The sequence below is a fragment of the Bacillus sp. 005/A4HT-01/001 genome (genome assembly GCF_004634445.1).
In the GTDB taxonomy this organism is placed as follows: domain Bacteria; phylum Bacillota; class Bacilli; order Bacillales; family Bacillaceae; genus Bacillus; species Bacillus altitudinis.
Genome location: NZ_SEIZ01000001.1, coordinates 863009 through 888801 on the forward strand (window position 1 = coordinate 863009; position 25793 = coordinate 888801).

The 25793-nt window shown below is 41.4% G+C and carries 23 protein-coding genes, 1 pseudogene and 1 riboswitch; of the genes and pseudogenes, 2 read left to right on the forward strand and 22 right to left on the reverse strand.

Translation table 11 applies throughout. The features are described from left to right. Window positions 1-3: 3 nt before the first annotated feature. From bglH to ES896_RS04650, 11 genes are all read right to left on the reverse strand, one after another. A complete protein-coding gene (gene bglH / locus ES896_RS04600; RefSeq protein WP_135226474.1) occupies window positions 4-1422 on the reverse strand; it encodes an aryl-phospho-beta-d-glucosidase in 1419 nt (472 codons plus the stop codon). Then, window positions 1394-3301: a beta-glucoside-specific PTS transporter subunit IIABC gene (locus ES896_RS04605; RefSeq protein ID WP_135226475.1), complete on the reverse strand. Its 1908-nt coding sequence runs from the start codon at window positions 3299-3301 to the stop codon at window positions 1394-1396. Before ES896_RS04605 ends, bglH begins: the two co-directional genes overlap by 29 nt. Before the next feature lie 325 nt (window positions 3302-3626). Further along, window positions 3627-4460, reverse strand: coding sequence for a BglG family transcription antiterminator LicT (gene licT, locus ES896_RS04610; protein WP_017368351.1), 834 nt, complete (start codon window positions 4458-4460; stop codon window positions 3627-3629). 224 nt (window positions 4461-4684) lie between these two features. After that, window positions 4685-5500, reverse strand: coding sequence for a YwqG family protein (locus ES896_RS04615; RefSeq protein ID WP_035702594.1), 816 nt, complete (start codon window positions 5498-5500; stop codon window positions 4685-4687). A 173-nt stretch (window positions 5501-5673) separates the two neighbouring features. Then, entirely contained in the window at window positions 5674-6513 is an 840-nt protein-coding gene (locus ES896_RS04620; RefSeq protein WP_024719223.1) for a methyl-accepting chemotaxis protein, read from the reverse strand. Between the two features lie 149 nt (window positions 6514-6662). Further along, window positions 6663-7397, reverse strand: a complete 735-nt coding sequence (locus tag ES896_RS04625) for an energy-coupling factor transporter transmembrane component T family protein (protein ID WP_024719222.1) — start codon at window positions 7395-7397, stop codon at window positions 6663-6665. Next, window positions 7387-8985 carry an ABC transporter ATP-binding protein gene (locus tag ES896_RS04630; RefSeq protein ID WP_135226476.1) on the reverse strand — a complete coding sequence of 533 codons (1599 nt, stop codon included), beginning with the start codon at window positions 8983-8985 and terminating at the stop codon, window positions 7387-7389. Before ES896_RS04630 ends, ES896_RS04625 begins: the two co-directional genes overlap by 11 nt. Continuing rightward, window positions 8960-9559 carry an ECF transporter S component gene (locus ES896_RS04635; protein WP_035702599.1) on the reverse strand — a complete coding sequence of 200 codons (600 nt, stop codon included), beginning with the start codon at window positions 9557-9559 and terminating at the stop codon, window positions 8960-8962. The genes ES896_RS04630 and ES896_RS04635 overlap by 26 nt, the downstream gene beginning before the upstream one ends. Continuing rightward, window positions 9556-10242: a thiaminase II gene (tenA, locus tag ES896_RS04640; protein ID WP_135226477.1), complete on the reverse strand. Its 687-nt coding sequence runs from the start codon at window positions 10240-10242 to the stop codon at window positions 9556-9558. The genes ES896_RS04635 and tenA overlap by 4 nt, the downstream gene beginning before the upstream one ends. Before the next feature lie 87 nt (window positions 10243-10329). After that, a riboswitch (TPP riboswitch) is annotated at window positions 10330-10433 on the reverse strand. A 56-nt stretch (window positions 10434-10489) separates the two neighbouring features. After that, window positions 10490-11617, reverse strand: a complete 1128-nt coding sequence (locus tag ES896_RS04645) for a hypothetical protein (RefSeq protein ID WP_135226478.1) — start codon at window positions 11615-11617, stop codon at window positions 10490-10492. Between the two features lie 141 nt (window positions 11618-11758). Continuing rightward, window positions 11759-12415 (reverse strand): type 1 glutamine amidotransferase domain-containing protein, encoded by a 657-nt coding sequence (locus tag ES896_RS04650; protein ID WP_017358640.1) that lies wholly within the window; start codon window positions 12413-12415, stop codon window positions 11759-11761. Between the two features lie 224 nt (window positions 12416-12639). Between ES896_RS04650 and ES896_RS04655 the strand changes: the two are divergent. Continuing rightward, window positions 12640-12834: pseudogene (locus ES896_RS04655) on the forward strand (hypothetical protein); the annotation flags it as partial. 143 nt (window positions 12835-12977) lie between these two features. Here ES896_RS04655 and ES896_RS04660 read toward each other — a convergent pair. From ES896_RS04660 to ES896_RS04710, 11 genes are all read right to left on the reverse strand, one after another. Next, window positions 12978-13349 carry a DUF1304 domain-containing protein gene (locus ES896_RS04660; protein WP_007498006.1) on the reverse strand — a complete coding sequence of 124 codons (372 nt, stop codon included), beginning with the start codon at window positions 13347-13349 and terminating at the stop codon, window positions 12978-12980. After that, window positions 13346-13609, reverse strand: a complete 264-nt coding sequence (locus tag ES896_RS04665) for an ORF6C domain-containing protein (protein ID WP_008345710.1) — start codon at window positions 13607-13609, stop codon at window positions 13346-13348. The genes ES896_RS04660 and ES896_RS04665 overlap by 4 nt, the downstream gene beginning before the upstream one ends. A gap of 207 nt (window positions 13610-13816) precedes the next feature. Continuing rightward, the gene (locus tag ES896_RS04670) at window positions 13817-16198 is read right to left on the reverse strand and encodes an immune inhibitor A domain-containing protein (RefSeq protein WP_007498008.1); all 2382 of its coding nucleotides are present in this window, start codon (window positions 16196-16198) and stop codon (window positions 13817-13819) included. Between the two features lie 189 nt (window positions 16199-16387). Then, on the reverse strand, window positions 16388-16681 hold the full coding sequence (locus ES896_RS04675; protein WP_017368359.1) for a putative quinol monooxygenase: 294 nt from the start codon (window positions 16679-16681) through the stop codon (window positions 16388-16390). Between the two features lie 25 nt (window positions 16682-16706). Further along, entirely contained in the window at window positions 16707-17345 is a 639-nt protein-coding gene (locus ES896_RS04680; RefSeq protein ID WP_017368360.1) for a nitroreductase family protein, read from the reverse strand. A gap of 13 nt (window positions 17346-17358) precedes the next feature. After that, window positions 17359-17802, reverse strand: coding sequence for a MarR family winged helix-turn-helix transcriptional regulator (locus tag ES896_RS04685; RefSeq protein ID WP_045033720.1), 444 nt, complete (start codon window positions 17800-17802; stop codon window positions 17359-17361). 546 nt (window positions 17803-18348) lie between these two features. Next, window positions 18349-19650: a pyrimidine-nucleoside phosphorylase gene (locus tag ES896_RS04690; RefSeq protein ID WP_050827650.1), complete on the reverse strand. Its 1302-nt coding sequence runs from the start codon at window positions 19648-19650 to the stop codon at window positions 18349-18351. A 24-nt stretch (window positions 19651-19674) separates the two neighbouring features. Beyond that, window positions 19675-20856 carry a NupC/NupG family nucleoside CNT transporter gene (locus ES896_RS04695; RefSeq protein WP_019743592.1) on the reverse strand — a complete coding sequence of 394 codons (1182 nt, stop codon included), beginning with the start codon at window positions 20854-20856 and terminating at the stop codon, window positions 19675-19677. 167 nt (window positions 20857-21023) lie between these two features. Further along, the gene (gene deoC / locus ES896_RS04700) at window positions 21024-21695 is read right to left on the reverse strand and encodes a deoxyribose-phosphate aldolase (protein ID WP_007498018.1); all 672 of its coding nucleotides are present in this window, start codon (window positions 21693-21695) and stop codon (window positions 21024-21026) included. An 84-nt stretch (window positions 21696-21779) separates the two neighbouring features. Next, window positions 21780-22724 carry a sugar-binding transcriptional regulator gene (locus ES896_RS04705; RefSeq protein ID WP_008345726.1) on the reverse strand — a complete coding sequence of 315 codons (945 nt, stop codon included), beginning with the start codon at window positions 22722-22724 and terminating at the stop codon, window positions 21780-21782. 60 nt (window positions 22725-22784) lie between these two features. After that, window positions 22785-23660 carry an aldose 1-epimerase family protein gene (locus ES896_RS04710; protein WP_135226479.1) on the reverse strand — a complete coding sequence of 292 codons (876 nt, stop codon included), beginning with the start codon at window positions 23658-23660 and terminating at the stop codon, window positions 22785-22787. Between the two features lie 239 nt (window positions 23661-23899). On the opposite strand from ES896_RS04710, the gene ES896_RS04715 reads away from it, so the two are divergent. Next, window positions 23900-25723 carry an acyltransferase family protein gene (locus tag ES896_RS04715; RefSeq protein ID WP_135226480.1) on the forward strand — a complete coding sequence of 608 codons (1824 nt, stop codon included), beginning with the start codon at window positions 23900-23902 and terminating at the stop codon, window positions 25721-25723. Window positions 25724-25793 lie beyond the last annotated feature (70 nt).

A 25793-nucleotide genomic window follows, 5' to 3' on the forward strand; every position in this document is an offset into this window, starting at 1 on the left:
TTTTTATGCGTCTAAATGCTTTCCATTTGTCGCAATCACTTGTTTATACCAATCAAAGCTTTTCTTTTTCTTTCGATCTAATGTACCTTTTCCTTCGTTATCACGGTCGACATAAATGAAGCCGTAGCGTTTTTTCATTTCAGCTGTTGATGCGCTGACAAGGTCAATTGGGCCCCAGCTTGTATAGCCGATCAGATCAACGCCGTCTGCGATCGCTTCTCTTGCCTCGAGCAAATGACTTCTGAGGTAATCAATTCGGTAATCGTCTTGAATGGAGCCGTCTTCTTCTACTTGATCCACAGCACCCAATCCATTTTCTACGATAAACAATGGTTTTTGGTAGCGGTCATATAGTTGGTTTAGTGTTGTACGAAGTCCTTTTGGATCAATTTGCCAGCCCCAATCACTTGCTTCTAGATAAGGGTTTTTCACGCCTTCAAATAGGTTGCCACCAGTCACTTGTCCAAGTACCTCTGGATCTGTACTTGTCACAAAACTCATATAATAGCTGAAGCCAATATAGTCGACTGTATGGTTTCTTAGAATGTCTTCGTCACCGTCTTGGAATTCAATGTTGATGTTATTTTCCAGGAAATAACGTTTCATGTATCCAGGGTAATAGCCTCTCGCCTGTACATCTGAGAAGAACAATGTTTTACGATCTTGATCAATCGCAGCGAACATATCTTCAGGTCTTGAGCTGTACGGATATGTGGTCATCGCTGCAATCATACAACCGATTTTCGCATCTGGAATGATTTCGTGTCCTGCTTTAACAGCTAGAGCACTTGCAACAAATTGGTGATGCGCTGCTTGATATTGAATGCTCTTCTCGTCTTCGCCTTCTTCAAATACAAGGCCGCCCCCTGTGAAAGGAGCATGTAACACAACGTTGATTTCATTAAAAGTCATCCAATATTTCACTTTATCTTTAAAGCGAGTGAACAATGTTTTAGCGTATGTTTCATAAAGACCCACAAGCTTGCGGTTTCTCCATCCGCCATAGTTTTTCACAAGTGCAAGCGGCATTTCATAGTGAGAGATCGTGACAACTGGCTCAATTCCATGCTTATGCAGTTCATCAAATACTTTTTCATAGAAAGCGAGGCCCGCTTCATTCGGTTCCGCATCGTCGCCATTTGGGAAAATACGTGGCCAAGAAATGGATAGTCTGAAGCACTTGAATCCCATTTCTGCAAACAGGGCAATATCTTCTTTGTAGCGATGATAGAAGTCGATCGCATCATGATATAAGTTAAGGTCCTTCATTGATTCATCGAATGGGTGCATAATACCGTGTGGTGATACATCCGCTGTTGATAAGCCTTTTCCATCTTTGTTATAAGCACCTTCAATTTGGTTGGCGGCTACTGCGCCGCCCCATAAGAAACCTTTAGGAAATGTTTTTTCTAAATTCGTCATGTTGAATGCCCTCCTCATTTTCTTCTACACTGACTGTAAGCAATGTCTCTTTTACTGTAATCGCCCCATCTGTTTTCGCATTAACTTGTGCATAATCATTTGTGTTGGTGACGATAATTGGCGTTGTTACATCATAGCCTTCTTGCTGAATGCCCTCGATATCAAATTCAACTAGCAGATCTCCTGCTTGAACAAGATCACCTGACTCTACATGACTTGTGAAATGTTTACCGCCAAGTTTTACTGTATCAATCCCCACATGGATGAGAAGCTCTGTGCCTTGATCACTCTTTAAACCAATGGCATGTTTCGTTTGGAAAATGGTTTCAACCTTGCCGTTGAACGGGGCTACTACACGTCCAACTGTTGGGACAATGGCTGTTCCTTTACCCATGATTTCATTAGAGAATGTTGCATCATTTACTTGATTGAGCGGCTTTAGTTGACCTTCAAGCGGGCTTTGTACCACTTCATTTTGAAGCGCTACTGTATCTTTCTTTTCTTCTGGTTTGTCTGCTTTTGTATCATCTTTCACTGGTACATCTTTGAACCCTAGAACAAGTGTCATGATGGTTGCTACAACAAAGCCGATCACTAATCCAATGATGGAGTACACAAATGTCGGTCCAATGAACGTTGGGAGACCTGGAAGACCTGCTGATCCTGATATCACATATGACTTTACTTTGAAGATAGACATGAACACGCCGCCTGCTGCTGCACCAATGAGGGCTGCAAGGAACGGTTTTTTCAATCGCATGTTCACACCATACATAGCAGGTTCAGTAATACCCATTAATGCAGTGATACTTGTAGACATCGCCAATGATTTGAATGTTTTGTTTTTTGATCTTAAGAAGACACCGAATGCTGCGCCTGCTTGTGCCATATTCGCTACAAACATCATTGGAAGAATGAAGTCAAAACCGTTTAATGTAATGTTGTTGATCATGATTGGAAGTAGTGCATAGTGCATGCCCGTAATGATCAATGGTGACATAAAGCCACCGATTAAGAGTCCGGCCAAAATACCTGCATGTTTGAACAATAAATCAATTCCACCTGAAAGACCATTTCCGATAATCCCACCAAGCGGTCCAACTGCGATGAGCATAACTGGTACCACGACAAGAAGTGTAACTGTTGGAACAAGAATGATTTTTAGTGATTTCGGACTATATTTTTCTGCGAATCTTTCCACATATGAGCCGAGCCAGATAGTGAGTAGAATTGGAATCACCGATGAAGAGTACACAACGGCAACCACTGGCAAGCCTAGAAATTCTGTATTTCCTGCACCTAGTAAGGCAGTGAGCTGCGGGTGCAGTGCGGCTGCTGCAATGGCAGCGGCGATATACTGATTTGTGCCAATTTTTTTGGCGACGCTTACAGCGAGCAGAATCGGTAAGAAGTAAAAGGCTCCGTCTCCGATAGCTGTTAAAATCGCATATGTGCTGCTTTTATCTGAGATCCATTGGAACGTCAGCATTAATGCCAAGATTCCTTTGATCATACCAGCTCCAGCGATGGCTGGAAGAATCGGTGTGAAGACACCAGAGATAAAATCGAAAAGCTTTGAAATCACATTTTGTTTTGATGCTTCTTCTGTATCGCCTGACTTTACATCTGTTGATAACCCAGAATCAGCAATCATTGCTTGATAGACGTTTGATACGTCGTTGCCAATAATGACATGGTATTGACCGCCGCTTTGATTCACGCCCATGACGCCATCTGTTGATTGCAGCTTCTCCTTATCCGCTTTGCCTTCATCGTATAAATTGAAGCGAAGTCTTGTCATACAATGCGTGACTTGCTTTACATTCTTTTCACCGCCGACAAGCTCTAGAACTTCTTTTGCTGTTTGTTTGTGGTTCATTGTGTTACCCTCCAATCGTTGATTTCATCTTGATATAGAAAAAACCTAAACATCCATTAATGCCCGAAAAATAGCGATTCAGACATTAATCGATATTTAGGTTTTGCCTGCTTAACCAGTAACAATCCTTCATAGCGATTGATCGTTATTCAATTTTATAAGCCTTTAGATACAAAAAAACCTAAATCATGCCTTATCAAAGATAGGGACAATGATTTAGGTTTTGCCTGCTTGACCAGTAACAATCCTAAAAGATTGTGGGCTATTGAGTTTATAGTTATAAATTAGCATGTTAATTTTGATATGTCAACGCTTTCTTTTTGATTTATTTTCTTTTTATGACTCGATCGATGTGCAAAGTTAAGTATAACATCTCATCTTCTATGAGACTTCGGTTGTATTCTTTTTGAACATAGTCATTAATTTTCTCCGCACATTGAAAAGCGGCTGTATTTTTTTCCTTTACCACTTCATACAGAAACTCATTTTGATTTTCCATTTGTGTTTCGTTAAACAGACGCTGTCCAAAAAATTTCAAATGCGTGACAAAACGGAAATAATTTAATGATTCTTCGTCTAAATCAATTTGGAAATGATACTTTACGATGTTCAAAATATCTTGAATCAGTTTTGTAATTTGAATGACATTCGGCATTTCCTCATTCAGTTCTGCATTGACAATATGCATCGCAATAAAGCCTGCTTCATCCTCGGGAAGATGGATGTTGAGCTTGTCCTGTATGATCCGAATAGCTTCTACACCACACATGAATTCCTCTTTGTACAGCCGTTTGATTTCCCAAAGCAAGGCATTTTTAATGTCCATTCCTTTTTGATGACGTTCAATAGCAAAGGTAATATGATCCGTTAACGTGACATAGATGCTGTCATTTAAATTTTTGTTAAGGGTCGTTCTCGCGTGATCGATAATTGCCTCACACACTTGCATATACTCGATCGGAATATCATAAAGCAGGGTTTTGAATTTTTCTGATATATCTTTATTTTGAATGGAAAATACTTTTTCGATACGTTCTTCGTCAATTGGGTCTCCGCTTTTCTTTTGAAACGCAATCCCTCTGCCCATAATGACCAGCTCATGCTGCTCGTCATCATACGCACTGACCACATTATTGTTGATTACTTTCGAAATGATCAATTGATCCCCCCCAGTACATTCCGCTTTTTCGAGCATTTCATTGTTGATTGATATGTCATTTTATTATTATTTTCAAAAAAGAGGACTTTAAGATGATTTTACATTTTTTTTTGATACGGTCAACTAGAAAGAATGACATATTACCTCTCAGAAATGACGATTTAGGGGCAAAAAGGCTAAAAATAGACAAAAAACACTCTTCAAAAAGAGTGTTTTTTACAAAATTAGGAGCAATCCCAGTTATAGACGACATTTTCGAAATGTTTTCGTTTGAGGTCTTCTGGTTTGATAAAAAAGTTAGCAATGCCGCAATCTCCCCACAACATGTCCACTTCATCATCTGAGTCAATTTGCAATAATAGCACAGTATGTTCTTGGTCTACATAGGTACGCGGGTCTTCTTGTGTAAAACCTGGGTATCCGCCAACTTTATGGCCAAAACCACTTGCTGTCTCATAAAATTCATCTAGCAATTGATCTGCTTCATCACCATCAATACCAACAGCATCTTCGAATAGATCCCAGCTTCGCTTTCCTGTGACTTTTTCAAAGCGGAAATCTTCTACACTGATCGTTTCGCTTGATAATTCACCTGTAATCGCGCCTTCCTTCGTAACTGGAAAATAAAAATCGTCAGGAATTTTCACGAATGAAAAATCAGTCAATAAGTCTTCTTCAGCTAAGAAAGGTTCCTCAATAAATTTGATCCGAAAATCTTTTTGCTCTGTTTTATGGTCAATATTCATCCCATAAAGATCATCATGTACAGAAATAAAAACTTGCAAAAGTCCTGTTTCTGGGTAATCTTTCAGCTTTGGCAGCTGGCCGAAATTGATTTGTGCCAGCAGCTTCATAGGATGGCCTTCTCCATCAACGGGATATTCGTCGTTTTTTGGGAAATAAGGATCACCTGATATTTTGCTGTCATATGGTCCTGTTTTTCCTTGTTTTATCTGTAATTGAATCAGTGGTTTTTCAGTTTGATCTAACAATGGACGGTAAGGCGCAAGTACTTCTTGCAGCTTTGCTGATTGTGTCAAGATGGGCTTCCTCCTTATGTATAGGTCTAATGATCAAAACAGGTCTCTCTTTTTCTATCATACAGAAGTGTAACTTCCCTGTCAGTGAAAAACCCGTCAATATCATGACAAAAAACTCACTTCAACACGTTAAAAAACCTCCGATACGGCTGGAGGTTTTGTGATTCGTTTATTTATTTCACTTGATAATTCACTAAGTCTGTTGCCAATGATTTCATCGTTTCGTTCGTTTCGTGCAGCCCCTCAATAATTTTTGTGAAAGTGCCAACGAGTTCTGCTTGATGTTCAGAAGAAGCCACGATTTGTGCTATTTCTTCTTCCATTCCTTTGATAGAGCCTTGCACATCTTTTAGCGCTGTTTCAATATCAGTCGTTGCTTGCTTCGCGTGAGTAGACAGCTTTCTCACTTCTGTAGCAACCACCCCAAAGCCTGCTCCTGCTTCACCGACTCTTGCAGCCTCAATGGATGCATTGAGTCCAAGTAAGTTCGTTTGATCAGAGATACCTTTGATGAGATTAGACACTTGGTTGATTTTAGAGGAATTTTCGACAGTGGTTTTTGTATTTTGTAGAATTTGTTCACTTGTCGCTTGTAGTTCCTCTGAATGTGCAGCCACTTGCTGTACCATCGCGACTAGTTTTTCGGAAGCATCGTTACTTTCCGTCATAATGTGTTCTAATCGTTGTTGATTCGTTTGGTCATATGCTACACAGAAGGCAGCGATTACTTGACCATTGTCATCTTTAATCGGGACGGCGACGATGTCCATAGGAATTCCGTACACCTCTTTAGGAATCTGGATAAATGATGGCTCTCTCCCATTTTTCAACATCGAAAAGTTTTGGAACCCGGGAGCTACAACGTCGCCTGCTTTAAACCCTAAGTCAATGTTCCCGTGCTGCTGATAATAAAGAACCTTCTCTTTCCCTAATACAGAAAAGGTTAGCTGCTCTCTCATAGCTAGTCCAACGATTGGTAAAGCGTCTATTATGTTATCAATTCTCTGTGACATTCGCTCACGTTCATCCTCTCTTTTTCTCAGTACACTCTCTTTATCGGTTCTTTATATGATCTATTACAGCCTGCAATGTGTACTAATATCAACCAAATGACCTAAGACATATAAAACAGCCACATTCCATCAAGAGAATGTGGCTGTTTTTAAAAGAAGAAGATGCATATCAACACACTAATGACGATGAAAAAAAGATACATGCAGTCGATCCATGAAGTGCTGATGACATGATAATACGTTCTCTCCCTCGTCCCTGTGAAGCCTCTTGCTTCCATCGCAATGGCTAGTCGTTCAGATTTCCGTACGCCTTGCGTGAAAAGAGGGAGTGCATAACGTATAAACGCTTTCCAACTGTTTTTTTGCTTGTAACCTCTAATTTTATGTGCAGCCTTCATTTGCTTCAATTCACTTTGAAACAACGGGATAAACCGGAAGCCTGCCAGCATCCCATATGCCCATTTGGGTGACATTCGGCATTGATGGATTAAGCTCATCATAAAGGCCGTCAAATCAGTTGTTGATGTAAAAAGGAGACCAAATGTCACAAAGCCAAGCATTCTAAAAGAAATGGTCAGCCCATTTCTTAAACTCTCCTCTGTAATATGAAACCATGCCCACTTCCAAACTGTATGATCTCCCTTGCCAAAGGCCGCGATCATCCAAAACACGAGAATGAAAAAGAGCAGATAAGGTACAAGTCTGGTGATGAGGTATTTCAAATTCCAGCCGCCTAGGACAAGTCCAATTCCAAGTGCAAACAGCCAGATGATGAACGTCGTTTTAGGATCAGAAATCGCCATCAGACAGCACATCGCAAGGAGATGGGCGAGTAATTTCATGACTGGATTTACAGTGGATAGAAAGGAGTGATTACTTTGCAATCGTCATCACTTCCTTTCTTTCAGCCATATAGCGATAATGTAACGGCACTCTCAGCTCACAGGAAGTGACAAGTTCCTGATGAGAAAATAAATCAAAAGGCGTACCATCATAAACATGCTCCCCTTGATGAAAAACAAGCACTTGATCAGCGCACTCATCAACGAGTTCCATATCATGTGTGACCATGATAATAGTGGTGCCTTGTCGTTGACGTTCTTTTAAACGCCGGATTAACTCCCTCGCCGTTTTCTCATCCTGCCCGAAGGTCGGCTCATCTAAAATGAGTACATCCTGATCAAAAAGAAGCATCGTGGCAACACTTAATCTTCTTTTTTGTCCTAAACTTAAGGTGAAAGGATGCACGTCTCTATGCTTCTCTAGGCCGAACTCTGCCAATAGCTGATTCGTTTTTTCTTGCACCACAGGCTCTGGCCAATTTCGCTGTCTCCCACCAAATGCGATTTCATCAAACACTGTGTCCTGTATAAATTGAAGTTCTGGATTTTGAAATACAAAGCCGGCTTTTTCATATAATGTTCGGTCAGACCACTTTTTCAGGTGTTTTCCTTTTAAAAAAATGTGACCTTTTTTTATTGGTTCTAAACGGATGACATGTTTAAGAAACGTACTTTTTCCGCTGCCATTTTCACCAATGATCGCAACCCAATCTCCTGCTTTTATATCAACGTGCAGGTCATCTATAATGCTTTTTTTCCCGTAGCTTAATTGTAGATGATCTGTGCGAATAATGACCTCTCGATTTGTTGATGACAATTTCTCATGACGTTCTTTTCTCGCCTCAAAGGTTTGCAAGAGTGTTTGACTCAGTGGATGAAACGGATCTTGTACGATAGTGGACCATTTCTCGGGAAATATTTTCGGACGCCAAATGCCGGCTTCTTTCATTTCTCCCTCAAATGTGTTCATCACGTCTTTTGGCGTTCCATCTGCTATGATACGGCCTTGATGATCTAATAAGATCACCCGATCCATCCACTCGATGACACCGTCTAACACATGCTCCACAAAAATCATCGTCTGATTCTGTTCAGCTGAAAGCTGCTGAAGTAATTGAAATATCTCCATTCTTCCTGCTGGATCAAGCTGTGCAGTCGGTTCATCAAAGAACAGGACATCTGGCTCTAATGCTAGTAAACAAGCAAGCGCCAACCGCTGCTTCATTCCGCCAGATAAGGTATGAATATCTGTGTTTGGGTCGACATCCAGCTGTACCTTTTTCATGAGATGCTGAATCATGTCATCCATTTGTTCTCGAGGGACAGATCGATTCTCTAAGCTAAACGCAATTTCTTCATTGACTCGGTGCATACAAAACTGCGAATCTGGGTCTTGAAACATGACACCAGTATGCCTTTGCCGCATCACTTCTCCCTGTACTTCAGCTTCCATATGCTCTGGAATAATGCCAGCAAGCACAGAAATCAGCGTAGATTTCCCGCTTCCACTTGGTCCTAATATCAGCACCTTTTCCCCCTTTTGAATAGAAAGAGATACTTGATGAAGAACGGGATTCGGCTGTTCATAAAAACGGACAGTGAGATTACTGCACGCGAGAAATGAATCCATGCTGGTCACCCTTACTTCGTTTTTCTTTCATGATGGCATATTGATTCAGCACACCTGTTTTAGATAAAGCATCCACCACAACCTTTGCCAAGCAACCGCCGAGTAACATACCGCTGATGACTTGAGTGACAAGTGTCATGAGTAACACTTGAGGTGTGTAATAGCCGAATCCATTGGCAATGAGGCTATATGCCATTGCCCCTACTGCTGCAAAGGCACCAGACAACATGAGTGTCCACATGCGATATCGCTTATAGCCAAATAGAACGAAGGCGATTTCTGCTCCAAGTCCTTGGCACACACCAATCAAAAGCGCAGAAAGACCGAAGTGGCTGCCTGTCAGTAATTCCACGGCGGCGGCAGCTGTTTCTGCGATGAGGGCAGCGCCAGGCTTTTGGATAATGTAAGCAACGATTGGACTGGCAATGACCCAAATTCCGAACATGATGTTGCCTCCTGCTGGACCGACAAGGGCTGTAATCGGTAAATAAAGAGTCGACCACCCTAAATAGATGACTCCGCATGCCACAGATAAAATGACAGCAAGAACGACTTCTTTCATCTTCCATGTCATGAAGAATGCACCTCCATTTGGACAGGCCACTCTTCGACAGTAAAGGCCATGTCCCAGAATTTATACTCAAGCTGACAGCTTAAGATGAAGTGCTGTTTCATTTTCTTCTTTTCCTTCTCACTTGCTTCATCCGCCCACTGATCAAGCCGTTTGCAAAGCTCCACTGTAACAGAGTCCGTTAACCCGCCATAAAACGTGATCCACTCATAGAATGGATGGGCAGGATCGGGCTCTACATCTCTGAGCATTCGTTTGCCTATTTCCCAATAGGTCCAAGGGCAAGGGAGCAAAACCGCAATGATTTCTCCTAGCGTCCCTTCCTCGGCGACTTGCAGCATGTGATGAATATAGTGATGAGCACTTGGCGCCAAAGATGCACCTTGCAGTTCATCATAAGCGACACCTGCCACCCGGCAAAGGTTTTGATGAGGATGTGTCTCACTATCAAGGACAAAAGCCATTTGTTGATGGAAAAAGGTAATGTCCTCTCTGTCTGTACATCTGCTAATGGCTGCCGCATAAATTTTAATAAAGGCATTTAAATATTCTACATCCTGTTTGACATAATGAATGATCTGTTCCTTTTCGAGTTCTCCTGCTGCGAGTCCTCTCACAAACGGATGCTGATAAATCGCTTCAAATAATGGTTCTGCTTCTTGCCTTAATTGGGTTGAAAATGTCATAAAAAAAGCCTCCTCTTTTTCAGTTGAATAAATGAAAAAGCCACCCCAAATGGAGCGGCCTTCTTATCGATTCAATCATGAATAAGACAAGGTCCAGCTCCACTTCCCTCCGCTAGTACAAACTAGATCAGGTTCAAAGGGTCCAAGATTTTCTCTTGTCTCAGTCATACATGACTCCCCTAGTGGACTTTTGTCATTTAATTATCTTTACTCTACACATGTGGCGATTTGATGTCAACCGCCGATCTTAATTCAATGTATTGATCGTTGGCAGCTTCTCGATCCCTGCTGCATAGTAGAAATTAAGGACACTGAAGAAATCAATTGGCTTTCCTGTCTTTAAATCAACAGCCAAAATATGATCGCCGTAATTTGTCAGGTCATCAATGTCTAAACGCCTTGGCGTTGTCTTTCCGAGAGTATCAACAAAGCTGCTATGGTAGTACTGCCCACTAGCAAACGATGATTCATGATACATAAATAATGTCTCCACATCTAAGTAGACAAGAATGGCCTCAGAGGAACTCGCGTATGGAGCAGAGTACGATACTGGTGCCGAAATACTTTTCACTTTTACACTGTCAACAGAATGCGTTCTCTGTTGATATTTTCCATCATATGAGAAATAAAATACACGCTCCCATTTATAATCAGCGGTCTTAGATTGTTTGTTATACACTTTTGTACCATTTGCGAAAACATCCCCATTGGCATACGAAGCAACAAAGTATTGCAATGTTGATGACAGGGATTCAGCACCTGTGAAATTTGGTGGGTTTTTTGCATTCACCTGTAATGTATATGAGTCTCCAAAGTCTCCACCGCTAGTAATACCAAACGCATAATCACCCGCTGGTAAATTGTTTAACGCAAGCAGACTGCCTGCCGGTTGAATCAGATCCGTTGGATAAGCTTGTCCTTCTTCATAATCAATAACAAATAACTGAACGAAATAATCAGCATTTGGAGAGGTAATCCTGCTGATGAGCGCCTGAGGGGACGATGTACTTAAGAACCATAAATCAACTGGATCTTCCTCGTTTAAAACTGCCGATTGATTAATGGCTAGTCCATCAATAGAGCGAACGGCAGACGTGCGCATCTTTCCATCTGCAGCCGCTTTTCGTTTAATACTCATTCCCTTTTTCTTATCTACTTTAAATGATTTTTTTACTTCCTTCTGTTGAACCGCAGTCCCTTTATCCTGCTTTTCAAACGACTCTTGCACTTGCTGAATGGCTTTTTCAGTCAGTGACGATACTTTTTCACTTGATTTTGGTGCATCTTCTGCTTTGATTGCTGGTGAAAATAAACCTGTTGTGACCAATAAAATAGACAGTAAGGCGGCGGTGATTTTGACATAAAATGCTCTCACAGGAACATCCCCTTTTCCCTAATTTGGGTTTTTTACCCTGTGATTATTTTACCATTTTTCTAATACTTGTTTTGGACTTTTTTAGGAAATTTTCATAACAAAAAACCAGCCGTATGAGTCACGACTGGTTTATTTGATGATTTATGCAATGGTTTTGACAAATAAGCGTGCTGTTTCTGCACTTGATCCTGGATTTTGTCCAGTAATAATTTGTCCGTCTACAACAGCGAATGGCGCAAATGCATCGCCTTTTTCAAATGCTGCCCCTTGCTCGCGAAGTTTTGTTTCCAATAAAAATGGAACTTTAGATGTCAGCTGAACAGCATCCTCTTCCTCGTTTGTGAATCCTGTTATTTTCTTGCCGTCGATAAATGATTTTCCATCACGATCCTTCACATCAACAAAGGCAGAAACGCCATGGCAAACTGCCCCAACGGCTCCATTTTTGTCTGAAATCGCTAAGATCGCATCGGCAACCAATTGATTGGACGCAAAGTCGATCATTGGGCCATGTCCTCCAGCAAAGAAAATGCCATCATACTCAGCTGGGTTTACATCTGTCAGTGCCTTTGTGTCTTGAAGTAATTCATACACATCTTGATATTGTGCTGGAACTCCTTCAGGAATTGAATTTTTATCGATCGGTACTGTTCCACCTTTTATTGAAACAATTTGCACGTTGAGTCCATTTTCTTTAAAAATATGAAATGGCTCGGCCAATTCTTCTAGCCATAAGCCTGTTGGGTGTCCGTTCATTTCTGAGCTGCTTGTTGATACTAATAAAACGTTCTTGCTCAACTTTATCATCCTTTCTATTTATCATGTGGCTATTTTATATTTTGCACAATTAAATATCAAGCAATCAGACTTGGATACAACTCTTTATGTTATACCCGATTTTTTAAAAAATATAGCCTCACTTCAAATCTAATCATTCTGTCACATTCTATTGACAGGGGATTTCATGTAAAATTGTGATGAAATGATATAATATGAGAAACAATTGACAGACCTCTTGCGCTAGAGGGAATTTAAAAGGAGTGGAAAAAGAGATGAAAACCTATTCGATTGTGATGATTATCATCACGCTCTGTATCATATTGGCTGTCTTTTTAATGAATCTTACGGGCGTCATGTATGGAAAAATCATATTGGCTGTCGCTGTTGCCCTTTGTCTTACGTCCATTATTCGTTTGATGGGAATGCGTAAAAGATAAAAGCCGCCCTCTGGGGCGGCTTTACTGTGTAGACAAACCCTCGCATTCGGTGTCAGTCCTGCGCTTCGGTGCTCACCAATGTCAAATTCGCTCCGATGCTCGTCCTTCCTAAACTGCAAAGGTTTTCTATCACGCTGATAGGATTATATAGCCAGGATAAGTGCAATTAATGCAAGAAAAGCTGGTAACCCTTGTTTGATGATAATCGATTTATTAGACGTCACCCCGCCAAATACTGCTGCGATGAACACACAAAGAACGAAAAATAGCTGAATCATATATCCTACGGTATTCGAACCAAGAATGAGCCCCCAAATGAGTCCAGCAGCTAGAAAGCCATTGTATAGCCCTTGATTAGCAAACATCACTTTCACATTTGGATCCTTTTGTAAGTGTTCAGGCAGATTGAAAGATCTTTTCGCCATTTTTGATTCCATAAAAAACATTTCTAGTAACATGATGACAATGTGCTCTAAAGCGACAATTCCTACTAAAATCATTGCTAAAATATTCAATTTAGTGAATTCCTTTCTGATAGACGGTCTCGTATTTGTATTTTGTCCGTGTATAAATCAAAGTCTTGGATTAGCTCTAACGCCTCATGAAAACGACTTTGTGGAATGTCTTTCATTTTTCTTACACCAAATTCCTTTTTAATAAAAGCCATGATGGTATTAATATGAAGCTTACCGTGGCCATCATACTCTAAATGGCTGCAAAAAGTCTGCATCGTCCCTCGAATCACCTTTAATTGCTTGGCAGTGACACAACTCATTGGTAACGCTCATCCTTTCTTGGTTTTTTAACAACTAAAAAGAACATTGAATGAAAGAAAAACCTTCCAATCTCTATTATATAATGGTTTCATTCGGATATCAAAATAAAAAAGAACAAACATTCGACCAAAGACGAGTCATACGCTAAAAATCCATGTCTTAACGTATCAAAAAGCCGGATTCATGGATAGAATCCGGCTTTTTGTTTAGTTGCTTTTAGAAATTAATACCTTTCCAACAGAACGGTCCTTACTTTGTCCGACGACTTTAAAGGATAGGCCGTATGTTGGCACATCACGTCCTGCATCCGGGTTATTTGGATTCACATAGTTCTTTTTATCACTAAATGTACGCGTTGGGCGGATATAGCGATCCTCTAAGGTTAAGCCTGTTGTCGCTGTATAATCAATATTCAGCTTCGTGCTTGGATTCAAAGAGAATGCTGCATCATGTACTTGGAAACCTGTCGCTGCAATAGAGCCGTCACTCCATTTCAACACTTGTTGATCTGCATCTACGACTCCAAGGAAGCCGTTCCCTGGATGTTTTCCAACCCAGTTATCACTGTACGATTGATCGACGTACCACACGACCAAACCGTTATTATAGCTCATCAGACTTGCTCCTCGTTTGATATGCTTTAAGCCTTTATCGACATCAGCATAAGAGCGCCATTCTAGTAAATAATACTGAGCGGCATATTGTTTTCCATTAGATTGAGAGAATCCATTAAAAGTGAACGTGGACGTTCCCTCGGCATCATCTGACCACACTTTTGCTCCATCTGCTGTAATCTTTAGATCATCTACAAATAAACCTGGCAGTGAATATCCTGCATCGGTTGTATAGCGGAATTGAAGATCGATCTTCTTCCCTGCATAAGCAGAAAGATCAAAGGATGCATCTACCCAGCCATCTGATTTTCCATCGATGCCATTGCCTTCATTCGCTCCTGCCTCATTTCGATCATTCGTAATATTACCAGCAATGGTTGTCCATTTGTCTGTCCCAGCTTCACGAACTTCTACATACGCATAGTCATAATCTTCTTCGATATCGTACCATGCTTTAAACGTAAGCTCGGCTTTGCTTCCCTTCGACAAATCAATCCCTGATGTCGTCATGGTAGCATTCAAATTGTCACCTGTTCCGCTGAAGTATGAATATTGCCCTTGTGCAGGCTGAGTGACCACAATCTCTTTATCTGGCAAATCGACTCGAACCGCATCATGGTTGGTTCCTTTTGTTGCTGCTTCATCGATTAAAACTGTTTTGCTTTTTGTTAATGTCTTACCATCAATGGTTTTTCCAGAAAGCCAGTTGCCGCCATGCAAGTTTTGAAGCATTTCTTTTGCATATGGACTAAAACCTGTTGGTTCCGTACCAGGTACTTTACCTGCCCAGCTTCCGCTTGACATGATAGACCAATAAGAAACGGGCTCTCCTCTGCCTGTGTATTGTGTATCGTATTCATCAGGCAGACCAAGATCATGTCCAAATTCATGTGTGAACACGCCTGCTGCGCCATCTTCAGGCTCAATCGTATAATCTAGAGCGCCTAACTTTCCGCCTTGACCCACTTCTGATTCAGTGTTTGGAATCTCAAATACATCACCAAGTGACCAGCGATGCGACCAAATCGCGTCAGAGCCAAGCTGTCCGCCGCCAGCTTCTTCACCTACGCCAGCGTGTACAACCATGAGGTGGTCAATGATACCGTCTGGCTCATTATAAACACCGTCCCCATCCATATCATAGCGGTCCCATTGATCATATTCACCAAGGTCAATGTTTGGATCCTTTGCCGCTGCTTCGAGGGCTTCTTTCACCAATTCGCGCGGTCTGCCGTCACTTCCTGATTCGTCTGGTACGTTCCCGCCATAATATGCTGCTTCATGCTTGGCTGTATACCATCCAGCTACTGTTCCACTAATCGTGTAGCTTCCACCGGACTGCTTTTCATAATACTGCTTCATAGATACTTTTCTTTTACCATCTGGACCAATGTAGCCATTTTTTCCGAAAAGCATATCTTGGTAGTGCTGCTGATCGTACTTGTCATAGTACATATCAGTCTCTTCTTTTTTAATACTATTATGCTTATAATCTTTAAAATCTACTAATAAGACCAAAACTTTATCATTACGGACGTCGCCTTTATATTTTTCCTTTTTCACCGGCTTTACTTGATTGCCTTCTTTTCCTTTATGCTTCTTTAACTTTTTCTTTTTGGCTAGTTTATTATGTACATTTTGTTTGTATTCTTTTAGGAATTCAGGTTCTTCTGTTAAGGTACTTGCGCTTTGTTTCATCGCTGCTTCTTCTTTTTTCTTTAGGTAGTTCTTTAATGCTTTTTGGGTTTCTGCCTCATTGGCATTCTTTTTGATCTTTCCTTGTTTTTTCAAGGCTTTGATGAGGCGGTCTTCATTGACAACACTTGCGTCGAATGGAATACCTGAATAATGACCACCATCTGAGGATGTTGACTTTTCTGAGGTGTGGGCAGATAGAGGGGTGCTGAAAGCTGTCAATGTGCCTAAACTGAGGACAGCTGTTAGTGCGATGCTCGTCCATTTCCCTTTTTTCATATTGGTTCCTCCCTAATTTGGTAATAAATAATATCTAATTCTAGCATATTCCAATATACTTAAGTCGAAAAACATTTTATTTTCAGAAACTTTGTGGAAAATGCACAATACGAGATTGAAATAGGTGAAACGAATTGTCGACAATAAAAGAACCCTAGGCTATAAATGCCTAGGGTGTTTGTTGTTTTTCTATGAAAGCTGCTCTCCTTGATATGCAACAACATCAAGTGGAGCGGCTAAAAATTCTTTTGCCTTTGCGACGAAAGCTTGGAAATGTGCACTTGCATTATGGCTTTGAACCGCTGCTTCATCTTTCCACACTTCGACCATTAAAAAGGTGTTTTCTTTCTCTGTATCCTTGAAAAGCTTGTAGGACACATTTCCTTCTTCTTCCTGTGAAGCTTTCATTAAACCGTTGATTTCTTCTAGAAATACGTTTTCTTTCTCTGGATGAATGGTCATCCCTGCATGAATAATAATCATATGATCGTCTCCCTTTTTTTAAAAATTATTTCCACTCTGTGATGCGGTCAATCGGTAAACGGTAAGAAGCATAACCTTCGTCAGCCGCTTTCCCAATGGATAGAAGCATAACTGGTACATAGCGCTCTTTATCCCAGCCGAATGTTTCAGCGATGACTTCTTTGTCATATCCGCCAATTGGGTTTGTATCATAACCATGCGCACGAGCAGCAAGCATCAGCTGCATTGACACAAGTCCACCGTCAATTAAGATCGTTTCACGATTCACTTGCTCTGGAAGAGCTTCAAAATGTGCAGTTAATGCAGCAATTTGTCTTTCTTTTACTTCCTGCGGCATGTAGCCATTTTCTACTGCTTTTGAATAAATTTCTTCTAAGTATTCATTGTTTTTCATATCTGCAAACACAGCGATGACAGCTGATGATGTAGCTACTTGTGTTTGGTTGAATTTTGCGAGTGGTGCAAGCTTTTCTTTTCCTTCTGGGCTATCAATGACCATGAAGCGCCAAGGCTGTGCATTCACTGATGATGGTGCTGTTGTTGCCTCTTCTAAAATCTCCGTCATTTCTTCTTTGCTAATTTTCACTGCTGGATCATAGTTACGAATGGAGCGGCGCCCTTTCATAATATCCATAAAATCGTTTGTTTTTAATGTTGTAGCCATGTGTAACACTCCTTTAGGTTGTTTGAATCTTTTCGATGTTTTGTTGTATACGGATGAGCACATCAGTGAGAAGCTTTCGTTCTTCATCACTTACGTTTTCAAGCATTTCTGAGATAAATCGTTCTTTTTCTTTTTTAGAAGCTTCGATTCTTGTTCTGCCTTCATCTGTCAGACGAACAAGCGTGACTCGATTATCTTCCGGCTTTCTTCTGCGCGTGACCATTCCTTTTGTTTCTAACTGTTTTAAGTGACGCGTCACAGCCGCACTATCAATATTTACTTTTTTCTGCAAATCTGATTGGCTGATTTCGTCGGCTTGGAATAACAGTGATAGCAACTCCAGTCTTGATTGGCTGATGCCCGTGCATGCTTCGAACTTCACACCCATCATACGGTTCACGCACTGCAAACGATATAATACCTCTGCTTCTTCAGAGCAAAATGCAGTCAACGCCATCCCCTCTTTTCTATTCAGATCAATTAGTTGATATATCAATCATTGACTCGTCAACTAATATACACCCATTGTTTCATGATTGCAAGAGGTTTGTTTCATAAAGTGAAATTTTTTATTTCAATTAAAAAAGACGAGCTTTTGCTCGTCTCAGACCGTAGACAAAGGGCTAAAATGTAGTTTATTTTAGCCCTTTGTCTTCTTTTCAGCGTGAAAGAAAACCTTTGCAGTCTAGGAAGGACGAGCAATGGAGCGGAGCGAATTTGACATTCGTGAGCACCAGCGCGCAGGACTGACAACGAATGCGAGGGTTTGTCTTCACGCTGGGACGAGCTTTTGCTCGTCTTAAGAACTTGGTGTTGTTGTTGGTCCCACATAGTAGCTGATAAATCCAATGATCATCAAGACAACAAAAATAAAGAGAATGAGTTTGAGCATTCTCATGGTTTATCCCCTCCCACTCATCTAACTTATCATATCTAGAAGAAGCGCTACCTAAAATTTACATAAAAAAGACAAAAGCGATTCATCACTTTTGTCTTTTTCTCTTTATTCAGTAATCACTGTATGAATCAAAGTCGGAGCATCGGCATGGTCATCAATGCGGATGTTGTCATAAATTTTCTCCATGACATTCGCAACATCTTCACGGTTTGCATGCAGCGTCACGAGAGATTCACCTTTTTCTATACGATCGCCTACTTTTTTGTTGAGCATAATGCCAACAGATAGGTCGATTTCGTCTTCTTTTGTTGCACGTCCTGCTCCAAGAATCATCGCTGCAACACCGATTTCGTCTGCGACGATTTCAGCGATCACACCTGATTCTTTTGCCGGCACTTCGATTTGATAAGGTGCTTGCGGCAGTTTTTCCGGTTGATCTACAATCGAGCCGTCTCCACCTTGGTTTTCTAAAAATTCCTTGAATTTCTCAAGCGCTTTGCCGTTTTTCATGACTTCAATTAGCTTTTCTCTTGCTTCATCAAGTGTCTCTGCTTTTTTCGCAAGAACGACCATTTGACTTCCTAATGTGAGCACAAGCTCGTTTAAGTCTTCAGGGCCTTCGCCTTTAAGCGTGTCAATCGCCTCTTTCACTTCAAGGGAATTTCCAATCGCTAATCCTAACGGCTGAGACATGTCTGAGATCACAGCCATCGTTTGTCTGCCAACATTATTTCCGATACGAACCATTGCTTTTGCAAGCTTCTCAGAGTCTTCAGGTGTTTTCATGAAAGCACCTGCACCTGTTTTCACATCTAATACGATTGCATCTGCGCCAGCAGCGATTTTCTTACTCATAATAGAGCTTGCAATGAGCGGAATTGAGTTAACAGTTCCTGTCACATCACGAAGGGCATACAGTTTTTTATCAGCAGGTGTCAGGTTGCCTGATTGTCCAATGACCGCTACTTTATGACGGTTCACCAGCTCGATGAACTCGTCTTTTGTAATTTCAACGTGGAAGCCTTTGACTGCCTCTAGCTTGTCGACTGTTCCACCCGTATGTCCAAGACCACGCCCAGACATTTTTGCAACAGGTACATCAAGTGCTGCAACAAGAGGAGCGAGTACAAGCGTTGTTGTATCGCCTACACCGCCTGTTGAATGCTTGTCTACTTTAATACCGTCGATAGCAGACAGGTCAATTGTGTCCCCTGAGTTTGCCATAGCAAGTGTTAAATCTGCACGTTCTTGATCCGTCATATCTTGGAAGAAAATCGCCATCGCCAAGGCACTTGCTTGGTAGTCAGGAATTGTTCCGTCCGTATAACCTTTGACAAAGAAAGAAATTTCCTCTGAAGATAATTCTTTTCCGTCACGTTTTTTCGCAATGATATCTACCATTCTCATTGTTTTCACCATTCCTTCTTTAGTTTAGTAAATCAAACCGACAACGCCTGCTGTTAAGAAGCTGACAAGTGTTGCACCGAATAACAGCTTTAATCCAAAGCGTGCGACAACGTTTCCTTGTTTTTCATTCAAGCCCTTAACGGCTCCAGCAATGATACCGATAGACGAGAAGTTCGCAAATGACACAAGGAATACAGAAATGATCGCTTCTGTACGAGCAGTGAAATGGAAGGCATCGCCAGAAAGAATTTGCATCGCCACAAATTCGTTAGACACCATCTTGGTCGCCATAATACTTCCTGCTTGTACTGCTTCGCTCCATGGTACACCAACAATAAACGCAAATGGTGCAAACACATATCCAAGTACATCTTGGAAAGAAACACCGATGGCAGCTGTGAAAATGCCATTAATCATCGCAATTAATGCAACGAATCCAATCAACATCGCAGCCACAACAATGGCTACTTTGAAACCATCCATAATGTATTCGCCGAGCATTTCGAAGAAAGATTGTCTTTCCTCTTCTACGACTTCAAGCATGTCTTCGTCTTTAGACACTTCATATGGATTGATGATAGACGCAATAATAAATCCACCAAATAGGTTCAGCACAAGTGCTGTAACAACGTACTCCGGTTTAATCATTTGCATATACGCACCGACAATGGACATTGATACAGTCGACATCGCAGATGCACACAATGTATAAAGACGCTGTTGAGGTAATAATCCAAGCTGTTTCTTAATGGAAATGAACACTTCGGATTGACCTAAAATCGCTGACGCTACGGCGTTGTAAGATTCTAGTTTCCCCATTCCATTGACTTTACTAAGCAAATACCCAATTCCGCGTACGATCAGCGGAAGGATACGCCAATGCTGCAGGATACCAATCAAGGCAGAAATGAAGACGATCGGCAGCAAGACATTGATAAAGAAAGTTGACGCATTATCATTCATTAAACCGCCAAATACGAAGTTGATCCCTTCACCAGCATAGCCTAGAAGCATTTGGAATCCTTTTGCAAAGCCACCGACTAGGAAGTTCCCAACACCTGTATTGAGCAGAATATAACCTAAAATAAATTGCAGTACAATCATGACAATGACTGGACGGAATTTCACTCGCTTTTTCCCGTTACTTGCCAGCCATGCAATGGCGAGAATCACCAGCAAACCGATAATACCAATGACGTATTTCATGTTTTTCCTCCTTGAATGAATTCGTTTACATTAATGTGCTTGTATAGAACAAACCCTATTTCGCAAACAAATTGCGGAAGAAAATCCCAGAAATGAGATCCTTCCGCATATGACTTTTTCATCATCTAATGAGTCATGAATGTTATCCTACCATAGGATCGTATGAATTAATAGTCTTTAGAAGGAGCTGATTGATCCCCTTTAATTATGGAAACGCCTGCACTGGCACCGATGCGGGTTGCGCCTGCAGCTGTCATCGCTTCTACGTCTTCTTTTGTTCTCACGCCGCCTGATGCTTTGACACCGATGTCAGGTCCAACTGTTTTACGCATTAATGCGATGTCCTCAGCTGTTGCACCGCCTGTACTAAATCCAGTCGATGTTTTGACGAAATCAGCGCCAGCTTTTACAGAAAGTTCACAAGCTCGTACTTTCTCTTCATCTGTGAGTAGACAAGTTTCAATGATGACTTTCACTAAGGCTTTGCCTTTTGCTGCGTCTACAACGGCACGAATATCTTGTTCAACTGCATCATATTCGCCATCTTTCAATGCCGCAATATTGATGACCATGTCCACTTCAGTTGCACCGTTTTCAATGGCATCCTTTGTTTCAAATGCTTTCACTGCTGTTGTGTTTGCACCTAACGGGAAACCGATAACTGTACATACATCAACGCCTGTTCCTTCTAGTTCTTTCGCCGCAAGAGATACCCAAGTTGGGTTCACACAAACGGAAGCAAATTGATATGTCTTTGCTTCTTCTAGTAACTGCATGATCGCAGCTTTAGATGTATCTGGTTTTAGTGCTGTATGATCAATGAGCTTTGCTATTGTCATGGTTCACACTTCCTTTTAATTATGATACTTTCATCATAAATGACTGTTGAACAATTGTAAACATAGTTATGAAATTTTGTTCATCTATTTTGTGACATTTAAAAGAGCTCTTGCTGTGTGCTGATCGATCATCAATACGTTCGCATATTTTCCTCTCAGCGCCCCGTGGATAGAAGCAACCTTTCGATGTCCACCAGCAACAAGAATGGAGCGCTCTTTTGTTCTCAAATCATCAAGCTCCACACCGATTGTGCGATTGTTAATCGCTTCACTGCAAATGCGTCCTTCTTGATCATAAAAACGCGAACAGATATCTCCAACACTGGATGTCTTGAGTAGCGCCTTTTCTTCTTCACGGAAATAACCGAGTCTAAACAAAAGCGCCTCATCTCTTACCGTCCCAACAGTAAACACAGCGATATTTGCCTGTTTGCCCATTTCAATAATGCGCTGGATATGTCTGTCCTGTTCGACCATCTCTTTAACGGTGGCACTATCGAACACAACAGGCAGCGGCAAATAGCGTGGTGCCGTTTGAAAAGCTGATGCAAACAGCTGGATCGTTTCCGCAGAATATGTATTCACATGTGAATGGCTGATTCCACCTTTCAGCTGAACAACTTCTACCCCTTTTACCTGTTTAGGTTGCATCTTTTGAGCAATTTGATACATCGTGGTGCCCCAGCTCACTCCAACGATATCGCCGTCTTTCACCGTATTCTGAAGATAATCTGCACCAAACCGGCTCAAGTAATCAGTAATCGTTGGATAATCGTCCTTTGGTGAAAATACCACATGAGCCTCGAGCAGATCATATTTTTCTTTCAGCAATGAGGACAGCTCATTTAAATCCTCAAATGGGTCCATCACTGTAATTTGGACGTACCCTTTTTCCTTCGCATACTGAAGCAGACGAGACACCGTTGGCCTCGACAGGTCAAGCTGCTTGGCGATTTCCTGCTGACTGTAATCAGATAAGTAATAGAGCCTTGCTGCTTCAATACTTAATTGCTGTTTCTCCCGATCCATTCGTACGCCTCCTTTTTTCCTCTATCATAACAAATTGTTCACTTCACCATGCACAAATGTTCATTTAAAGAAAATGGTGTAGGCTGCGTGAAAGGTCTCTTGCTTCTCTAAAGTTTGAATGCCGAATTTCTCCTTATACTGCCCATTCGTCCCTTCCATATCAGCGATCCCATACCAAGGCTCAATACAAACAAAAGGAGCCATTGTTCCCTTTTCTTGATTATATGGAGACCAAATACCAACGAACGGAAAACCACTGAGATCGACCTCAATGCCGTGACCTGCTTGAGAAATCAATGATACTTGATGAATATGACTAAAGATCATTGCATCGTTCTGAAAAAGTTCTGGGCGAAGTTGAATCGGCTTAAACTCAACACCTTTCTCCTTCTCTCTCACAAGTGAATCATGAAGTTCATATTGGACTGGATCATGTTCGGTGGAAGGTGCCAATGTGAGTGAATAATCAGCTGTCTGCTCGCCTTCAACAAGCGGGACATGAAATGCCGGATGTCCACCAATCGAGAAATACATCGTGCCATCTCCTTCATGAACAATTTCCCAGGAAATCGTTAGTCCATTTTCCGACAGTGCATAACTGATGCGCGCTGTAAATTCATACGGATATTGTGACGTGTGACGGCCATTTGATTGATATTGAAAAACCACCTGATCTTTTCCTTCTTCAAATAGTTCAAAATCAACATCACGCAAAAATCCATGCTGCGAGAGTTGATACGTTTGATCGTCTATCTTGTATTGATCATCCTTCAACCGTCCGACAATCGGAAATAAGACGGGCGACACCCTGCCCCAATAAGCAGGGTCACCAGACCACATATATTGACGTCCACTTTCTTGATGAAGCACCTCTCTCACCTCGGCACCTCTCTCATTGATTTGAACCAATAACAGATCATTTTCAATCGTTCTCATTCAACACATCCCCTTTCCTTCTTCTTTTATTATGACAGGGATTTTCGGTTTGAGTATAAAAATAAGAATCCCTCAAGCATTAGAATATTTCTTCATATAAAAAAATTTTAAAAAAGACAGAAATTCGCCAACAAAATGTAATGCTGATTCGTCTAATCTTATATAAAATAAAAGAATCGTTGTTCTTTTGGAGTGACAACAAAAAAGACGCGTTTGACATTGATGGGGGATTCTTTTTCATGAACAGCAAGGAAAACCGTTTACGTTACATATTAGGATTAGATGGGCTGAGAGCTGTTGCCGTATTAGCGGTCATTGCTTATCACTTACATATTGAACCCGCAAGCGGCGGGTTTCTTGGCGTTGATTTGTTTTTTGTGATTTCTGGTTACTTGATTACAACCATCTTGCTGCATAAGCAGGATTTGGGCTATCAAGAGCTTCTGCCTTTTTGGATGGGCCGCATCAGAAGGCTGCTTCCAGCTGCCTACGTCATGATTTTTTTAATCGTCAGCTGGTGCGCCATTGCTGGTTCAAATGCATTAATGTCCATTCGTGGCGATGCCTTATCGTCCTTTTTTTATGTGAGTAACTGGTGGTATATTTTTCATCAGCTCTCTTACTTTGACAGCTTCAATGCTGTATCTCCACTAAAAAATTTATGGTCTTTGGCGATTGAAGAGCAATTTTATCTCATTTGGCCGGTACTGTTGATTGCTGGACTGAAATGGGTGAAAAATAGATCCCATCTTCCTATGATCACCTTTGGTCTGGCACTTGTATCTGCGTTATGGATGGCCATTCTCTATTCACCGGAAACTGACCCGAGCAGGATCTATTATGGAACAGACACACGTGCGTTTGCACTCCTCATCGGGTGCAGTCTTGCATTTGTCTGGCCCATGCACAGACTTTCCAGCAGAAAATTACTTCCTGTCGGCAGACGTATACTACATATAGCCGGATTCGGTTCGATGGTCATTTTCCTCTTATGTGTTTATGCAGTCGACGAATTTGACGGCTTTCTCTACCAAGGCGGTATGCTTTTATTCTGTTTGAATGCAGCGATCTTAATTGCGTGTGTCTGCCATCCTGCCAGTCTTATTGGAAAATGGCTGTCTTTTCAACCACTCGTTTGGCTCGGAAAGCGGTCTTATGGCATCTACTTATGGCATTATCCAATTATCGTGCTGACCACACCGGTCATTGAGATTGGACAGCCTTCCATGGGACGTGTCACATTGCAGCTCATCGCAATTCTACTCATATCAGAGGCTTCCTATCGTTTGATCGAACAGCCGATTCGTAAACTCGGGTTTAGACACTATTTTGCCTCTTGGTCGATTTGGAAAACAGGAATCAAGCAATGGTCTATGTCCAATAAAGTGTTTCTTGGGATTGCCGCAGTCCTTTTGATTTTATTTACCATTGGCATGTCTAGCTCGTCTCATACATCCCCACATGCCAAGGAAGTAACACAAATTAAGACAGCACCCCAAAAGGCAGGCGATCAGACAGAATCAAAAGTGAAGAAAAAGAAAGACAAACATGAGAAAAAAGCAGCGGATCCTAAACAATTTCACCAAGTTCTTGCCATTGGTGATTCCGTCATGTTAGACATTGCTTCAAATTTAGAAAAGGCCTATGAACCCATCACCATTGACGCAAGGGTCGGAAGGCAAATGAACGAAGCCATCCGCATCGCCCCTCAATATGCTTCTTTTAACAAGGCTGATGCCGCTGTTATTATTGAGCTTGGCACAAATGGTTATTTTACAGAGGGGACTTTGACCTCATTCATTCAACATTTCTCGAAGGCTCATATTTTTCTTGTGAACACTCGCGTTCCAAGATCTTGGGAAAATGATGTGAATGCAGTCATTGAGCGTGTGGCCAATCAACATCACAATGTGAGCTTAGTCGATTGGCATTCAGCCGCTACCGGACAGCCGTCCTATTTTCAGCCAGATGGTGTTCATCTTTCCACAAAAGGCTCTGACACATTGACTGAGCTCATTAAAGCCAGTATCAAGAAAAAAGGAGATGTGTCCTCGGCATCATAAGAAGACTAGCATCCTGTGAAGAGAGATTCAAAAAAGACATGCTTTCCTATGATTGGAGGCATGTCTTTTT

Excerpts from the sequence above, each read along its gene's own strand:
- bglH (WP_135226474.1), bottom strand. The coding sequence starts at position 1,422 with ATGACGAATTTAGAAAAAACATTTCCTAAAGGTTTCTTATGGGGCGGC.
- ES896_RS04605 (WP_135226475.1), bottom strand. The coding sequence starts at position 3,301 with ATGAACCACAAACAAACAGCAAAAGAAGTTCTAGAGCTTGTCGGCGGT.
- ES896_RS04620 (WP_024719223.1), bottom strand. The coding sequence starts at position 6,513 with ATGTCACAGAGAATTGATAACATAATAGACGCTTTACCAATCGTTGGA.
- ES896_RS04630 (WP_135226476.1), bottom strand. The coding sequence starts at position 8,985 with ATGGATTCATTTCTCGCGTGCAGTAATCTCACTGTCCGTTTTTATGAA.
- ES896_RS04635 (WP_035702599.1), bottom strand. The coding sequence starts at position 9,559 with ATGACATGGAAGATGAAAGAAGTCGTTCTTGCTGTCATTTTATCTGTG.
- tenA (WP_135226477.1), bottom strand. The coding sequence starts at position 10,242 with ATGACATTTTCAACCCAATTAAGGCAAGAAGCAGAACCATTATTTGAA.
- ES896_RS04665 (WP_008345710.1), bottom strand. The coding sequence starts at position 13,609 with ATGAGTTGTGTCACTGCCAAGCAATTAAAGGTGATTCGAGGGACGATG.
- ES896_RS04670 (WP_007498008.1), bottom strand. The coding sequence starts at position 16,198 with ATGAAAAAAGGGAAATGGACGAGCATCGCACTAACAGCTGTCCTCAGT.
- ES896_RS04675 (WP_017368359.1), bottom strand. The coding sequence starts at position 16,681 with ATGATTATTATTCATGCAGGGATGACCATTCATCCAGAGAAAGAAAAC.
- ES896_RS04680 (WP_017368360.1), bottom strand. The coding sequence starts at position 17,345 with ATGGCTACAACATTAAAAACAAACGATTTTATGGATATTATGAAAGGG.
- ES896_RS04685 (WP_045033720.1), bottom strand. The coding sequence starts at position 17,802 with ATGGCGTTGACTGCATTTTGCTCTGAAGAAGCAGAGGTATTATATCGT.
- ES896_RS04690 (WP_050827650.1), bottom strand. The coding sequence starts at position 19,650 with ATGAGAATGGTAGATATCATTGCGAAAAAACGTGACGGAAAAGAATTA.
- ES896_RS04695 (WP_019743592.1), bottom strand. The coding sequence starts at position 20,856 with ATGAAATACGTCATTGGTATTATCGGTTTGCTGGTGATTCTCGCCATT.
- deoC (WP_007498018.1), bottom strand. The coding sequence starts at position 21,695 with ATGACAATAGCAAAGCTCATTGATCATACAGCACTAAAACCAGATACA.
- ES896_RS04705 (WP_008345726.1), bottom strand. The coding sequence starts at position 22,724 with ATGGATCGGGAGAAACAGCAATTAAGTATTGAAGCAGCAAGGCTCTAT.
- ES896_RS04710 (WP_135226479.1), bottom strand. The coding sequence starts at position 23,660 with ATGAGAACGATTGAAAATGATCTGTTATTGGTTCAAATCAATGAGAGA.
- ES896_RS04715 (WP_135226480.1), top strand. The coding sequence starts at position 23,900 with ATGAACAGCAAGGAAAACCGTTTACGTTACATATTAGGATTAGATGGG.